The following is a 14,920-nucleotide window of genomic DNA, read 5'->3' as shown; positions in this document are numbered from 1 at the left end:
CGAGATGGGTCCGATCCGCGGCCGTCCCCGCTAGGGCTCCCCGTCGACGGCCCTCCGCAGCCGGGCGACGACCGGCGCGGGCGCGACCGCCTCGGCGACGCGCACGTCGTCGGGGGTGACCGCGCCCAGCGCGCGCCCGGCGACGACGTAGACGCCGAGCACGACGACCGGGAGGACGACCGCGACGACGAACCGGTCGGGGACGACCGTCACGACGACCCAGCCGGCCCCGAGCGCGGGGAGCCACGCGGCGATCACGCGGCCGAGCGCGGGCGAGAACGGGTGGATGCCGCGGTAGTAGTACACCTCGGTGAGCGCCGCGGCCCCCGACAGCGACAGCGCGAGCATCGTCCCGAGCCCCGCGCCGAGGATCCCGTATCGCGGCACGAGCAGGACGCTGAAGACGACGTTGGCGACGAGCAGGAGCCCGGAGTTGACGAAGACGAGCCGCGAGTAGCCGAGCCCCTGCAGCAGCGCGCCGTCGGGGCCGCCCGCGGTGATGCTAATGAGGTAGCCGACGACGAGCGCGAGGACGACCCCGCTGGCGACGGCGTACTGCGGCGTGAACACGATCGAGAGGTACACCTCCGCGCCGAGCACGAGGATCGCCGCGAACGGCAGCGAAAACCCGAGCGCCCACCGGGTCGCGGTCCGGTACCGCTTCGCGACGGCGTCGCCGTCGCGCCGCTCCTCCGCGATGAGCGGCTTGAACACCGGCGCGAGCGACGAGAAGAACACGAGCAGGTTCGCCGCGAGCATGTACCCCACGCGGTAGATGCCGACGTCTTCGGACGCGAGGAAGTAGCCGACGACGAAGTAGTCGACCTGTCCCATCACGACGTAGATGACGCCCGCGAGCGCGAGCGGCACCCCGTACCAGAGCACCTCGCGCAACGGGGTCAGCGACGCCGACGCGCCCCGAAGCGCGTCGTGTCTGACGAGGATGACCGTGCCGAGGACGATGGCGACGGCGAGCCCTATCACGAAGCCGCCGACCACCCCGAGGAGCCCGTAGCCCGCGATCAGCAGGGCCGCGGTGGCGAGGAGCCGGACCGTCGGCCGGGTCACGTCGCGGACGTACACCCGGTACTTGAGCCGCTTGATGCCGGCGTACGACGCCATCAGACCGTTGAACACCGCCAACAGTGGAAGCGCGACGGCGAGCATCCGCAGCGCGGTCGCGAGCGCGGGCTCCCCGAACACCGCCGCCAGCCGGTCGGCTCCGAGGTACAACAGCGCGCCCGTCGTCGTCGACGTGAGCAGGAGGAGCCCGAACACCTGCAGCGTGACGCCCCGGGCCTTCCCGGGCTCGTTCGCGGCGAGGTACTGGGGCACGTAGTAGTCGATGGCGCGGTGGAGCCCGGCGCTCGCGAACACCTGCAGCAGGTGGAGGACGGACGTCGCGAGCACGAACAGCCCGTAGACCCCGGGGCTCACGAGCCGGGTGATGAGCGCGACGACGAGGAAGCCGAACGCCTTCTTGATCAGCTCCCCGCCGAACGTGATCCCGCCCTGCTCGGCCATCGTCTCGCTGCTCTTTTCTTTAGGGCCGTCCCCACGGTCGGCGGTCCTTTCGCGGTCGGCCGGACGCGACCGTCCCGGCTCGTCGCGGTCGGTCGACTCCTCGCGGTCGATCCGTTCGTCGCCGGGCCGTTCGTCGTCGCCTCGGTCGTCGTCGGGCCGCTCCTCGTCGTTCGCGCCCGCCCCGTCCTCGCGGGGGGGCTCGCTCACGTTCCGCCCCCGGCCGGCGGTCGTGCCGGCATCCGTTCTCCCCGGTCACCGTCTCTGAGCCGGGACATCTCAGGGGTTCTCGACGACGGTCGCCGAGTGGTCGGTGACGCGCGCCGCGGCCTCCCCGACGCCGGAGAACGCGACGGTGAACGGCCAGCGGTCCCCCTCTGTCACGTCGTCGAGGTGCTCGACGGTGCTGTCGAGCACTTCGCCTTCCTCCCCGAGGAACTCGACGCGGACCTCGAGGTAGGTGATCTCCTCCTCCCGGACCCGCTCGACGACGCCCTCGACGGCGACGCGCTCCTCGTCGGTGCCCTCGCGTTCCCGAACGAGCTCGCTCTCGACGACGCGCGCGAGGGGCTCGTCCTCGTCGTCGCCGTCGTCCCCGTCGTCGGTGTCGGAGGATCCGGGGTCGTCGTCCGTCTCGGTCCCGTTGCAGCCGGCGAGGACGCTCGAGACGACGAGCCCCGCCCCGGCGAGGAAGCGACGACGGCGCATTGCTTGTCAGCACGTGGCGTGCGAGACTAATAAGGGGTGTGGCCGTCGGGGGACTCCTCGCCGGGTGCGGCTCCGGCGGGACCGCCCGGCCGAGGCGGGTCGTCGACGCTCCCGGACGTGATCCGCGCGAACCCGAGCAGGCGTCGCGTCGTCGTCGCGTCCGCACAGCGGGCATGGACGCGGCGGTGGGCGGCGAGCGCGCGGCGGTCCAACAGCTCGACGGGCGACTCGGGCCGTCCCCGGCCGCGACCGGGCGGGGTCCCTAGGCGAACGCCGGCCGCGAACAGCGGGTTACCGACCCGCCCGACCGGATGGGTGCTGCGGGCGAACCCCGCGACGCAGACGCGGCCGCCCGCGCCAACGACCCGGCACCAGCGGTCCACGGCCCGAGCGGGGTCGTCGATCATCCCGGTGACGAACGTCACGAGGACGCCGTCGACCTCGCCGGCGGGCGCGGCGTCGCGCGGGAGGTCCGCGAACGCGACGGGCGGTGCGGTGGCGTCCCCGCGGACGACGTGGACGTTGTCCCACCCCGCCAGCGCGACCCGGTCGCGAGCCCGGGCGACGACGCCGGCCGAGAAGTCGACCCCGATAACGGCCCCCGCCGCGCCCACGCGCTCGCGGAGCAGGGGGAGGTTCGACCCCGTGCCACACCCCATCTCGACGACCACCTCGCCGCGGGCGGGGTCGAGCGCGTCGACGACCCGCTCGCGGAGCCCCGCGGCGAACGGCGCGTCGGTGGCGATCCGGTCGTAGAGCGCGGCGTACCGGGTATAAAAGGCGGCCGCCGACGAGTCGGTCATGGGCGACGGTACGGCCGCCGCCGGGTTAAAAGGGGACGGCGGCGGCCCCGTCGCACGCACGTCGGCGGTGGCTCGTGGCTGTGGGAGTCAGGGGCGAGACGCGGTCGCCGGGCGAGACCCGCTTTTAAAGGTCTTTCCGCGAGGAGCGGGACTTAAAAACCCGTAGTGAGCGGTCGGAACCGGGCGCGTCGGGGTCAATCATCGCTCTCGTCGGGGTCAGTCGTCCTCGCCGGGGTCAGTCGTCGCTCTCGTCGTGGCTCGCCGCGGTCAGTCGCTCCCGTCGGCCGCGTCCGGCTCGCCGATCTCGTCGACGAGCGCGTCGGCGACTCCGGTGTACCCCGCCGGGGTCAACGCGGCGAGCTCGTCGCGGACGGCCGCGTCGACGTCGAGGTCGTCGAACAGCGCGCGGAAGTCGTCGAGCGTCACCCGCCGCCCGCGGGTGAGCTCCTTCACGCGCTCGTAGGCGTCGGTGTCACCCTCTCGTCGAAGGATCGTCTGGACCGCCTCGCCGATCACCTCGGGGGTCGCCTCCAGCTCCTCGCGCATTACGGTCTCGTTCGGGACGACCTTCGAGAGCCCGTCGCCCGCCTTCGCGTAGCCGAGCAGGCAGTGGGCGAACGCGGCCCCGACGTTCCGCTTCACCGTCGAGTCCGAGAGGTCGCGCTGGAGCCGGGAGCTCGTGACGTAGTCGCCGAGGAACGTCAGGTCGCTGTTCGCCTTCGAGAGGTTCCCCTCGCTGTTCTCGAAGTCGATCGGGTTCACCTTGTGCGGCATCGTCGACGACCCCGTCTCGCCCGCGACCGCCCGCTGGCCGAGGTAGCGGTCGGAGACGTACAGCCAGGCGTCGACGTCGAGGTCGAGCAGGACGTTGTTGACGCCCCGCAGCGCGTCGAAGAGCGCGGCGAGGTCGTCACACGGGTTCACCTGCGTCGCGAGCGGCGCGTGATCGAGCCCGAGGTCGCGGACGAACCCCGCCGAGAACGCCCGCCAGTCGACGCCCGGGTAGGCGGCCTCGTGGGCCGCATACGTGCCCGAGGCGCCGGCGAGCTTGCCGGCGAGCCCGTCGACGGCGGCGTCGACGCGCCCGAGCGCCCGGCCGAGACGGGCGGCGTAGACGGCCATCTCCTTGCCGAACGTCGTCGGCGTCGCCGGCTGGCCGTGGGTCCGCGCGAGCATCGGCGTCCCCCGGTAGTCGTGTGCGAGGTCGACGAGCGCGTCGCGGACCTCCCGGACCGCGGGCACGAGGACCGACGCGACCGCGGGCTTCACCAACAGCCGATGGGCGAGGTTGTTCACGTCCTCGCTCGTGAGCCCGAAGTGGACCCACGGGTACAGCGCCGCCGCGTCCGCGACGACCCCCTCCGCCTCCGCGCGGTCGAGCCGGACGCGGAGGAAGTACTCGACCGCCTTCACGTCGTGGTTGGTCGCGGCGTATCCCTCCGCGCCGCGCGTCTCGAGGGCCTTTATGAGGCGCGCGTCGGCCGCCGAGAAGGAGCCGTACGCGTCCCGCAGGCTCGCGCGGGCGTCGGCGTCGAGCGCGAGCGGCGTGGCCTCGAGGTCGGCGAGCGCGATCAGGTACTCCGCCTCGACGCGGACGCGGGCGCGCATCAGCGCGGCTTCGCTCGCGTAGGGCACGAGGGGGGCCGTCCGCCCCGCGTAGCGGCCGTCGAGCGGCGAGACGGCGGCGAGCGGGTCCTCCCGCGACAGGTCGACGATGGCGTCGTCGGTCATAGTCGACCCTGCCCGGGGAGCCCGCAAAAGCGTGTCGATGGAGGGACCCACATGAGTGTATAGGTCATCCGGCTTACCCCGTCTTGAATGCCTTTTTAATGCGCGCTCGTGGATCGATCGCGGCATCGACCGCAATCGATTTACGCGACCGCTCGGACCTCAGCGTATGAAGATCGCCGGCCTTGCCAGCAACCGGGGACGGAACCTGTTACACATCGACGACGTCGCGCCGGGCGGCGCGGAGCTCTCCGTCGTCCTGACCAACCGGGAGGGCGCGCCGGTCCTCGAGTCGGCGACCGAGCGCCGGATCCCGACCGAGGTCGTCTCGCGCGACCCCGACGAGTCCCGCGAGGCCCACGAACGGCGGGTCCTCGAGGGGCTGTCGGCGTACGACTTCGACGTCGTCTGTCTCGACGGCTACATGCGCGTGCTGACGACCGAGTTCCTCGATGCGGTCCCGACGACGCTGAACGTCCACCCGTCGCTGCTGCCGTCGTTCCCCGGCGCGAACGCCCACGAGCAGGTGTTGGACGCGGGCGTCCGCACGACCGGCTGTACCGTCCACGTCGTCACCGAGGCGGTCGACGCCGGCCCCATCGTCACCCAGGAGCCCGTCCCCGTCTACGGCGACGACGACGAGGCCTCGCTCAAGCGCCGCGTCCTCCACGAGGCGGAGTTCGCCGCGTACCCCCGCGCGGTCCGCTGGTTCGCCGAGGGGCGGGTGACGGTCGACGAGGCGGCCGACTCCGTCACCGTCGAGGGAGACACGGGCGGCGCGTTCCCTCAGCGCCGGCTCGTCTCCGAGGACCGCGCCGCGTCCCTGCGGTACGGCGAGAACCCGCACCAGGACGCCGCGCTCTACGCGGACGACGCCTGCGAGGAGGCGACCGTCGTCGCCGCCGCCGAGCTGAACTCCGGAGCGAAGGGGATGGGGTACAACAACTACAACGACGCCGACGCCGCGCTCGACCTGATAAAGGAGTTCGACGAGCCGGCCGCCGCCGTGATCAAACACGCCAACCCGGCCGGCTGTGCGACCGCCGAGCGGCTCGCGGACGCGTACGACCGCGCGCTCCGCACGGACGCGAAGTCCGCCTTCGGCGGGATCGTCGCGCTCAACCGGACCTGTGACGCCGACACCGCCGAGGCGATCACGGAGTCGTTCAAGGAGGTCGTCGTCGCGCCGGGCTACACCGACAGCGCCCTCGACGTGCTCCGCGAGAAGGGGAACCTCCGCGTCCTCGACGTCGGCCCGCTCGGCGAGGGGGAGGCGCGCTACGTCGAGCGCTTCGCCGAGAAACCGATCGTCGGCGGGCGGCTCGTCCAGGAGCGCGACCTGCTGTCGCCGACCGCGGACGACCTCGAGTTCGTCACCGAGCGCACCCCGACCGACGAGCAGGTCGAGACGATGCTGTTCGCCTGGAAGACGCTCAAACACGTCAAGTCGAACGGGATCCTGCTCGCCACCGGCACCGAGACGGTCGGCGTCGGGATGGGGCAGGTGTCCCGGGTCGACGCGGTGACGCTGGCGACGATGAAAGCCGAGAAGGACGCCGACGGGAAGGACGCCAAGGGCTCCGTGATGGCCTCGGACGCGTTCTTCCCGTTCCCGGACGCGATCGAGGAGGCGGCCGCGGCGGGCGTCGAAGCCGTCGTCCAGCCGGGCGGCTCCGTCAACGACGAGGACGTGATCGCCGCCGCCGACGAACACGACATGGCGATGGCGTTCACCGGATCGCGCTGCTTCCGGCACGACTGAGCCGCCGCCGGATCGCGTTGCCTCCGGCGCGACTTAGCCGCCGCCGGATCGTGTGGGGGGCTTTTAGGGGGCCCGTCCCGAGAATCGGACATGAACGACGGATCCGATGGTCGGGGCGGCGTCGTCTTTGCCGACGGCTACGTCGTCCCGATCACGGGGTTGTTGTCGCTGCTGTTCGCGCTGCTGGCGGGGATGACCGCGCTGCCGGCGCTGTCGGGATCCGCCGGCGACCTCGCCTTACCGGTCGTCTTCGGGATCTCGAGTCTCGCGTGCTTCCGGATCCGGCAGCGGTACGTCGCGGCGCTCGACGGCGAGGGCCGCTAACCCTACCCTCACCGCGACGGGTCGCGCACCGCTGATCGCCTCGCGCGGCTACGACCCGCCGGCGTCCCGGTGCGTCTCGTCGTCTCGGCGCGTCTCGTCGTCCCGGCGCGTCTCGTCGTCCCGGAGCGTCTCGTTCAGGCCGAGCCCGACGTACGACCCGTACCGGTCCCAGACGACGACCAGGGAGGGGACGAGCAGGATCGAACAGAGGTACGCGTAAAACACCCCGAGCGCGAGCAGCGCCCCGAAGTCCTGTATCAGCGGGATGACGGCGAGCCACAACACGCCGAGCCCGGTGACCGTCGTGAGCATGCTGCCGGTGAGCGCGCCGCCCGTCCCGCCGATCGTGACGTCGAGCGCCTCCTGGATCCCCTTGCCGGCCTTGTACTCGTCGACGAACCGGTGGACGAAATGGACCGTGTAGTCGACGCCGAGCCCGATCGACACCGAGAGGATCGGCGCGTTGATCGGCGTCAACGCGATCCCGAGCAGCCGCATCGACCCGACGAGCAGCCCGACCGTCGCGAGCACCGGAATGAGGTTGATCAGCCCGTACACGGCCTTCCCTTCCAGGTATCGGTACGACAGCGTGAGGAACACCGCGGTGAGGACGAAGGCGGCGATGAGGCTGTCGACGGCCGAGGCCAGGAGGACGTCGATGACGGCCTCGTTGACGACGAGCGATCCGGTCGCGACCGCCTCCAGCGGCGTCCGCTCGGCCAGCATCCGGACGTCGGCGACCGCCCGCGAGTCGTCGACGCCGGGCCGTATCGTGTAATCGATCCGGGCGCTCCCGCGGTCGGCGGCGAGGTAGCTCCGGGCCTCCGACCGCGCGTCGGAGGCGAGCAGCTCGTCGTACACGTCGTCGACGTTCCGGTCGGGGACGCCCGTCCCGAGGCGGTCGTTGCGCTCGACGGTCCGCCGGAACTCGGGGTCCCGCTCGGCGTGGTCGTCGATGACGGTGACGATGCTCGTCGAGTCCGCGCGCCAGTTGTCGCTCGACTCGAGGGTCGCCGGCGGGTTCCGCGTCGTCCGATCGATCAGCTCGAGCGAGTCGTCGTCCCGCACCGACTGGTCGACGTACAGCGTCACTGACCCCCCGAACTCCTGTTCGAACTCCTCCTGGAACAGGGTGAGGACCCGCAGGAACGTGTACTCGGTCGGCGCGAACGGCTCCGGGAGCTGGCTGTAGACGGCCAGTCGGTCCTCGTCGGGGAAGAACGCCTCCTCGGAGAACTCGGTGTCGACGCCGGTGCCGTACGCCCCGCCGGCCGCGGCGGTGACGAGCACGAGGAGGACCACGAGCGCCGGGGCGACCCGCGAGAGGTCGACGCCGACCCGGAGGACGCGGCCCAGCCGCGACCCGCCGGTCCCGAGCGGGGTCGACCCGAACTCGGGGACCGGGAGCCGCTCGCGCCAGCGGTCGGCGAGCACCTTCGCGGCGGGGAGGTAGATCCCGAACACCAACAGCGTGAACACCATCCCGGCGGCGGCGACGATCGCGAAGTCGCGGTTCGGCTGGAACGGGCTCGTGAGGTTGGCGGCGAAGCTGAACACCGTCGTGATCGTCACGAGGAGGAAGGCGATCAGCAGCTGGTCGGTCGTGATCCGCATCGCGCCGGCGATCCCGCCCCCGGCGATCCGTTCCTCGCGATAGCGGTTGATGATGTGTATCCCGAAGTCGATCCCGACCGCGAGCAGCAGCGGGAAGACGGTGATGAGCGCGTCAGAGAAAGGCACCCCCGCGTACCCCATGAAGCCGAACGTCCAGAGGACCCCCATCAACAGCGCCGAGAGGCCCAGCGCCATGTCGATCGGGTCGCGGTACGCGACCAACAAGAACAGCAGGATGAGCACGAACGCGGCGGGGAAGACGATGATCGCGGTGTCGGTCAACAGCGCGGCGATCTCCGCGTTGAGGATCCCGTCACCGAAGAGGATCGCGTTCTCGCCCGCCTCGTTCCCCGGCACCGCGTCGACGACCTCGACGCTGCGGGTCTGGAGCGTCGTCACCCGGTCGGAGCCCGCCGCGTCCGGCACGTCGTAGCTGATCCCGACGATCGCGGTCCCCGCCCGCTGGGCGGTCGGGTTGTACTCGGCGGACACCTGCGCGGCGACGGCACCGGTCGCGTCCGCCTCCTCGATGGCGGCCCGCAGCTCGCGCGGCGTCGCCTCCTCGACCGCCCGCCGCTGCTCGGCGGGGGTCTCCGCGGAGGGGTCGAGCGCGGTCGCGACGGCGTTCGCGTGGCTCGTCGTCGACGACACGCGGAGCGTGGACCGCGACTCCAGCCGGTGTTGGGTCTCCAAGATCCGGACGAGCGCCGCCCGCGAGAGCACGTCGTCGTCGGAGACGATGAGCTGTGCGCCGGTGCCGCTCCCGTCGATGGAAGTCTCGAACTCCTCGTCGATGTCGTCGAGCGCCTGCTGTGCGGGGAGGTCCTCCGTGAACTGGTCCGCGCCCGCGGCGGTCGAGATCGCGGTCACCCCGCCGAGCGCGACGACGCTCACGAGCAGGAAGACGGCGACGACGGCGGCCGGCCGGCCGGTGACGACGGCGTCGACGCGCTCGACGAACCGATCGGCCGCGCTCACGGCCGCCCCGCGCGCCGTCGGTGGTCGGTGGGTCGGGACATCGGGCTACCGTCGCCGGTATCGGAGGACCGCCGCCGCGGCGACGACGAGGACGACCGCGCCGATCCCGACGAGGACGAGCGTCGACGGTCCCTCCCCGTCGTCGGTCGCCGCGGTCACCTCGACCGGGTACTGCGTGACGTCGGAGATGCGGTCGTTGCCCCGCTCGTCGTCGTAGCGGAAGTCGAGCTCGACGGGATGGGTCTTGACGCTCGCGCCCGGCGCGGCGGCGACCTCGAACCAGATCTCGGTCGACTCGCCCGGCTCCAGCGAGTCGACGAACGCCCCGTCGTCGACGGCCGACAGCGGGCTGTCGGCGTACAGCCCGGCGTTGATCGACGAGAGCGTCTCCGGCCGCTGGTTGGTCATCTCGAACGCGATCCGACGCGTCTCGCCCGCGGGAACGGTCGCGTTCTCGGCGACGAGCGCGAACTCCGGTTGGCGCGGGGCGACCTCGACGCGGTCGGTCGACTCGATCGCGACCGTTCCGTCGCCGCTCGTGTACTCGACGGTGAACCCGACCTGTCGCGGGCCGGGGTCGGCCTGTCCGCTCACGTCGGCGTCGAAGGCGAACTCGGTCGACTCGCCCGGATCCAGGGCGGGCAGCGCGTACCGGCTCTCGCCGAACTGGACGCGGTCGCTCCGCGGCTCGGCGACCAACACCGCGTCGTCGACGGGCAGCGGCCCCTCGTTCGTCACCGTCCCGCTTACCGTCCCCGAATACCCGACCTCGAGGGCCCCCGACACGTCGTCGATGGGGAAGGACTGTTTCGGGATCGGGGTGATCCCGGTCCGGGCGGTCGGCGACTCCGCCTCGACGCCGTCGGCGTCGCGGTAGCCGACGGTCGCCTGGAGCGCGTACGCGTCGCCGGCGAAGTCGGGCGACACCGTCGAGTCGAACGTGACGGTCCGGTTCTCGCCGGCCGCCCAGTCGCCGACGAACGCGTCGCTCTGTCCGTCCCCGATCGCGACCTCGCTTCCGGTCGCACCCCCGGTGACGTACGCGTCGCGAGCCGTCTCCTCCCCGACGTTCCGCATCGTCACGGAGACGTCACCGCTCCCGCCGACCTGCGCGTCGGTGTCGGCGTCGACGATCGCGAACCGCGCGCCGTCGTCGACGACGACGGTGACGTCGAAGGTGTCGGTGCCCGTGCGGTCGTTGTGGGTGTTGAACGTGGGCACGATCTGGCTCGTGTACCGGTACCGCGCGGTCACCTCGATATCGTACTCGCCGTCGGCGACGTCGTCGGGCACCACCACGTCGATCGGAACGGCGGCAGGCGAGCCGGTCGGGACGTCGCCAACGGCGACGTCGCCGCTCGTGACGGTGAGCGGCGTGCCGTCCGCGTCGGCCTCGACGCGCAGGCTTCGCGCGGTCGTCACCCGCGGGTCGAGGTCGTTCCCCGTCCGCATCTCGCCGCTGTTCAGAATGTCGACCGTGACGGTCGACTCGCCGCCGGACCGGACCGTCGGCTGCGACAGGAAGGCGTCGAGCCGCGGCCGGCCGCGGATCTGTCCCGATCCGGCGGAGGCGTTCGCCTGTGCGACGACCCCGTCGTCGAGGGGGTCGGAGAGCGAGGCGGGGTCGTCCGGGTGAAGGGCGTTCGGGTGGGGGGCGTCCGGGTGGAGGGCGTCCCCGGCATCCCCTGTCACCGCGCCGGCGCTTCCCGCTACCGCGAGACCGACCGCGAGGGCGAGCATGCAGGCGAGCACGAGGCAGGGGACGGCCGTTCGGGCGCGGTGCGACCGGCGACGTCCTCGGTTTCGTGTTCGCCGCTCCGATCCCGCCCGTTCCGATTCCGTCCGCTCCGCTCCCGTCCTCATCGTCGCTCACCGCGGTCGCACGGATGGAGGGCGGGGCGGCGGTCGGCGGATCGACCGACCGGGACGGGGCGGCGGTCGGAAGACCGGTCGACGGGGCGGCCCCGGTCGTCGGGAATGGGGCGGTTCCGGGCGTCGACGCTCCGGAAAGCGTCCGTTCGAGTCATGGGATTCGACTCACGCGCCGCCGGCATAAGCGTATTGAATGAACGTTCAATCAGGCACCCTATATACTCGCCCGCGGTACCTCGGCCATGAGCGACACGCCGAGCGGGAGGGCGAAGAGAGCCGCCACTCCGGCGGGATCGGTGAGCCCGGAACCCTCGACGGCCACGACGGCTCACGGGGAGTACACGGAATGAACGACCCGTTCGCGGACCCCGACGGCACCCGGGAGGAGATCCTCGGCGCGGCGTTCCGCGCGCTGTGTGCCCACGGGTACGCGGAGCTGACGATCCAGCGGATCGGCGACGAGTTCGAGAAGAGCCCGTCGCTCCTGTATCACCACTACGACGGGAAAGACGACCTGCTCGTCGACCTGTTGGAGTTCCTGCTCGACGGCTTCGAGGAGGCGGTCTCGGAGGACGAACTCTCCGGGGAGACCGCGGGAGACGCGTCGGTGGGCGTCGAGCGACCCGCCCGCGACCGGATCGTGGGATACGTCGTCGCGATGAGCCGCCCCGGGGCGATCGACGACGACCGCGCCCCGAACGGCCGGTTTCTCAGGGCGGTCGTCGAGCTGCGCGCACAGGCCGCCCACGACGGCGCGTATCGGGACCACTTCGACCGGAGCGACCGCGTCTTCGAGCGGTTCCTCGAGCGGACCGTCCGCGAGGCCGCCGCCGAGGTGACTGCCGAGACGCCCGACGCGTCCGAGGTCGGCCCGGGGTCCATCGGCGACGACCCGGTCGATCCCGAGGCGGTCGCGGCGACCGTGCAGACGATCGCGACCGGCGGCATGCTGCGCTGGGCGACGACGAGCGACCGCGGCTGGGTCGACGGGACGGTCGCCGGCGTCGAGCGCTACCTCGACGCGACGCTCCCGCGGGTCACGCTCGAGGAGTGAGCGTCGGTCGACCGCTGCGCGCCGGTTGAACGGCCGGAGGGCCGGGACGTCGCGCTCGCTCGGGGGATCGGGTGGTACCTGGTGCTCGTTCCCGGGCGCTCGGGCAGAACGTAGCGTTCGACGGGCTACCGGCCGCCGACGTCGCCGGCGTCCATCTGTGTGACCTCCTCCTCGAGCCACTCGCGGAACCACTTCACGCGCTTGATCCGCTGGTGGGCGATGCTCTCGGCGGTGTCGGAGGCGATGCGGTCGGTGTGGTCGCGGCCGCGTTGGAGCACGCGGTCGACCATCTTCGCGGCGTCCATGTGCGTCCGGGACTCGTACCCCATCCGCAGCAGCATCAGTGCGGCCCCGTTCGCGCCGACCTTGTCGAGGATGTCGGCCTCGATCAGACAGCGGCTCTCCAGGGGGACGTCGCTCAGGTCGCCCGTGTACGAGTGGTCGACGACCGCGCCGCACACCTCCTCGATGAACGACTCGGGGTAGTCCCCGCGGCTCCGGAGGTATTCGCGGGCGACGCGCGCGCCGGCCTCGGCGTGGACGTCCTGGTCGGCCTCCAGTTTGGCCACGTCGTGGAACACCGCGGCGACGCGCACCACGTCGACGTCCGCGCCCTCGGCCTCGGCGATCCGCGTCGCGAGCGCGACGACGTTGAGGATGTGGTTGAACCGGTACTCCGAGGAGTGCCACGGGTACCAGCGCATGCGGCCGCCGTCCTCCTCGCCCTCGACGCTCGCGGAGAGGTAGTCCCTGACGAACCGCTTCATCTCCCCGAACTCCTCGTCGCTCACCTCCGTCTCCTTAATCTCGACGCCCACGATGACCACCTCGAGGCGCGAAAAACTCGTATCTCATTACCGTGGTGGAGGGGCGTTCCGTTCTTAGTCGTTACGACGGATCGACCCCCGATCGCGAGGATCGGCCCCCGATCGCGGGAATCGGCTCCCGATCGCGGGAATCGGCTCCCGATCGCGGGAATCGGCTCCCGATCGCGAGGATCGACCCCTGATCACGGGCGTCGACGAATCGTCGTTCGCGGACGTCGTCGCCGGCGAACCGCTCGTCGCGGTCGACGGAGGTCGCTGGAAACGCGTAAGTGGATGCGGCGGCTCCCACGCGACATGACCGACCAGCTCTACCTCGTCGACGACGCCCGACGACGCTTCGAGGCGACCGTCGAACGGACCCTCGACGACCGGGTCGTCCTCGACCGCACCGCGTTTTACCCGACCGGCGGCGGCCAGCCACACGACACCGGCGTCCTCACGGTCGCGCCCGCAGACGACCGCGACACGGACGGTGATCTCCCCGATGCGGCCGCCGACGGCTCCGACGGGACCGACGCCGGTCGCCGCTGGCGCGTCGTCGACGTCGCGAAGTCGGACACGATCTACCACACGCTCGAGCCGGTCGCGGACGACGGGACGGCTGCCGAGGGCGACGCGGCCCTCCCCGCGCCCGGGACCGCGGTCGTCGGCGAGGTCGACTGGGACCGCCGACACGCACACGCCCGCTATCACACCGCCCAACACCTGCTCTCCGCGCTGTTGTTGACCGAGTTCGACGCGCTGACGACCGGCAACCAGCTGTACGCCGACCACGCGCACCTCGACGCCGCCTACGACCGGTTCGACGCGGACGACCTCGCGCGGATCGAGTCGGGGCTCAACGACCTCGTCGACGACGCCCGCCCGGTGACGAGCTACACGATGGACCGCGCGGCGGCGGAGGCGACGCTCGACACCGACCGGACCCGTATCGACCTGCTCCCCGAGTCGATCACCGAACTCCGGATCGTCGAGGTCGGCGGGGCGGACGCGGAGGAGCCGTACGACCGGACCGCCTGTGCGGGCACCCACGTGAGCAACACCGCGGAGATCGGCGAGGTCGTCGTCACCGGTCGCGAGACGAAAGGCAGCGACGAGGAGCGGGTGAACTTCGTGCTCGCCAACCACGCGACCGACGGCGACGCGACGATCGACTGACGGCGGTTTTCGCGGTCTTCGCGGTCTTCGCGGTCTTCGCGGTCTTCGCGGTCTTCGCGACTTTCGCGGCCTTCGCGCCCGTCGGTGTTTCCGTGGCGGTCGCCTGACAGCCCCTCGGCCGTCGCCCGGCCGAGGGCGAGCCGCCGTCACGGCCGCACGGCTGGCCGAAGCACGGTCGGGGTTCCGAAAAGCGGTTCGAGGACGCGGGCGCGAGGGACGCAGGCGGCCTGGCTCTGCGGACTACGCGGGTCCTTGTTCGGCCTCGACGGCGTCCTCCGGGTCCTCGCCGGTGTCGAGCCGTTCGATGACGTCGTTGATGAGGACGACGTCGCCGACGGCGCGGACCCAGCGGTACGGGACGATGACGCCGGTGTTGCGGTCGACCCGCCCGGCGAACAGCTCGGCGTTGAGCTCCGCGAGTGCGAGCCCCGTGACCGACTGCGCGTCGAGGTCGAGGCGGACGTCCTCCACCTCGCCCACGAACACTCCGTTGTTCGAATACACCTCACGACCGACCAGCGACGTGATCTCCTCGGGCGGACCGTTCATACTCGGTACGGTCACGAGCGGT

The 14,920-nt window shown here is 71.6% G+C and carries 12 protein-coding genes; 4 read left to right on the top strand and 8 right to left on the bottom strand.

What is annotated here, in order from left to right; all coding sequences use genetic code 11:
• Nucleotides 1-30: 30 nt before the first annotated feature.
• From GRS48_RS13405 to purB, 4 genes are all read right to left on the bottom strand, one after another.
• Nucleotides 31-1,731: an oligosaccharide flippase family protein gene (locus GRS48_RS13405; RefSeq protein WP_321168457.1), complete on the bottom strand. Its 1,701-nt coding sequence runs from the start codon at nucleotides 1,729-1,731 to the stop codon at nucleotides 31-33.
• Nucleotides 1,732-1,800: 69 nt separating this feature from the next.
• Entirely contained in the window at nucleotides 1,801-2,229 is a 429-nt protein-coding gene (locus GRS48_RS13400) for an FxLYD domain-containing protein (protein ID WP_159487351.1), read from the bottom strand.
• Nucleotides 2,230-2,255: 26 nt separating this feature from the next.
• Nucleotides 2,256-3,032: a class I SAM-dependent methyltransferase gene (locus GRS48_RS13395; RefSeq protein ID WP_159487349.1), complete on the bottom strand. Its 777-nt coding sequence runs from the start codon at nucleotides 3,030-3,032 to the stop codon at nucleotides 2,256-2,258.
• Between the two features lie 267 nt (nucleotides 3,033-3,299).
• Entirely contained in the window at nucleotides 3,300-4,763 is a 1,464-nt protein-coding gene (purB, locus tag GRS48_RS13390; protein ID WP_159487347.1) for an adenylosuccinate lyase, read from the bottom strand.
• 166 nt (nucleotides 4,764-4,929) lie between these two features.
• On the opposite strand from purB, the gene purN reads away from it, so the two are divergent.
• Together purN and GRS48_RS13380 are read left to right on the top strand one after the other, a co-directional pair.
• Complete coding sequence (purN, locus tag GRS48_RS13385) at nucleotides 4,930-6,522, top strand: phosphoribosylglycinamide formyltransferase (RefSeq protein WP_159487345.1); 1,593 nt, start codon at nucleotides 4,930-4,932, stop codon at nucleotides 6,520-6,522.
• Nucleotides 6,523-6,612: 90 nt separating this feature from the next.
• Entirely contained in the window at nucleotides 6,613-6,846 is a 234-nt protein-coding gene (locus GRS48_RS13380) for a hypothetical protein (protein WP_159487343.1), read from the top strand.
• Between the two features lie 48 nt (nucleotides 6,847-6,894).
• On the opposite strand, the gene GRS48_RS13375 is transcribed toward GRS48_RS13380, so the two are convergent.
• A complete protein-coding gene (locus GRS48_RS13375) occupies nucleotides 6,895-9,438 on the bottom strand; it encodes an MMPL family transporter (protein WP_321168456.1) in 2,544 nt (847 codons plus the stop codon).
• Between the two features lie 45 nt (nucleotides 9,439-9,483).
• Nucleotides 9,484-11,178, bottom strand: coding sequence for a COG1361 S-layer family protein (locus tag GRS48_RS13370; RefSeq protein WP_159487340.1), 1,695 nt, complete (start codon nucleotides 11,176-11,178; stop codon nucleotides 9,484-9,486).
• 478 nt (nucleotides 11,179-11,656) lie between these two features.
• On the opposite strand from GRS48_RS13370, the gene GRS48_RS13365 reads away from it, so the two are divergent.
• Nucleotides 11,657-12,364, top strand: coding sequence for a TetR family transcriptional regulator (locus tag GRS48_RS13365; RefSeq protein ID WP_159487969.1), 708 nt, complete (start codon nucleotides 11,657-11,659; stop codon nucleotides 12,362-12,364).
• Nucleotides 12,365-12,489: 125 nt separating this feature from the next.
• Here GRS48_RS13365 and GRS48_RS13360 read toward each other — a convergent pair whose 3' ends face one another.
• Complete coding sequence (locus tag GRS48_RS13360) at nucleotides 12,490-13,191, bottom strand: HD domain-containing protein (protein ID WP_321168455.1); 702 nt, start codon at nucleotides 13,189-13,191, stop codon at nucleotides 12,490-12,492.
• A gap of 294 nt (nucleotides 13,192-13,485) precedes the next feature.
• Between GRS48_RS13360 and GRS48_RS13355 the strand changes: the two genes are divergently transcribed.
• Nucleotides 13,486-14,349, top strand: coding sequence for an alanyl-tRNA editing protein (locus tag GRS48_RS13355; RefSeq protein ID WP_159487338.1), 864 nt, complete (start codon nucleotides 13,486-13,488; stop codon nucleotides 14,347-14,349).
• A 240-nt stretch (nucleotides 14,350-14,589) separates the two neighbouring features.
• Here the strand turns inward: GRS48_RS13355 and GRS48_RS13350 are convergent, their stop codons facing one another.
• Complete coding sequence (locus GRS48_RS13350) at nucleotides 14,590-14,898, bottom strand: PRC-barrel domain-containing protein (protein ID WP_159487336.1); 309 nt, start codon at nucleotides 14,896-14,898, stop codon at nucleotides 14,590-14,592.
• Nucleotides 14,899-14,920: the final 22 nt, after the last annotated feature.

The sequence above is a fragment of the Halorubrum sp. JWXQ-INN 858 genome (assembly GCF_009806985.1).
GTDB lineage: Archaea > Halobacteriota > Halobacteria > Halobacteriales > Haloferacaceae > Halorubrum.
This window is presented reverse-complemented; position numbering and strand designations above follow the sequence as displayed.

Coding starts and splice junctions, on each gene's coding strand:
- GRS48_RS13365 (WP_159487969.1), top strand. CDS start 11,657: ATGAACGACCCGTTCGCGGACCCCGACGGCACCCGGGAGGAGATCCTC.
- GRS48_RS13395 (WP_159487349.1), bottom strand. CDS start 3,032: ATGACCGACTCGTCGGCGGCCGCCTTTTATACCCGGTACGCCGCGCTC.
- purB (WP_159487347.1), bottom strand. CDS start 4,763: ATGACCGACGACGCCATCGTCGACCTGTCGCGGGAGGACCCGCTCGCC.
- purN (WP_159487345.1), top strand. CDS start 4,930: ATGAAGATCGCCGGCCTTGCCAGCAACCGGGGACGGAACCTGTTACAC.
- GRS48_RS13355 (WP_159487338.1), top strand. CDS start 13,486: ATGACCGACCAGCTCTACCTCGTCGACGACGCCCGACGACGCTTCGAG.
- GRS48_RS13400 (WP_159487351.1), bottom strand. CDS start 2,229: ATGCGCCGTCGTCGCTTCCTCGCCGGGGCGGGGCTCGTCGTCTCGAGC.
- GRS48_RS13370 (WP_159487340.1), bottom strand. CDS start 11,178: ATGCTCGCCCTCGCGGTCGGTCTCGCGGTAGCGGGAAGCGCCGGCGCG.
- GRS48_RS13350 (WP_159487336.1), bottom strand. CDS start 14,898: ATGAACGGTCCGCCCGAGGAGATCACGTCGCTGGTCGGTCGTGAGGTG.
- GRS48_RS13380 (WP_159487343.1), top strand. CDS start 6,613: ATGAACGACGGATCCGATGGTCGGGGCGGCGTCGTCTTTGCCGACGGC.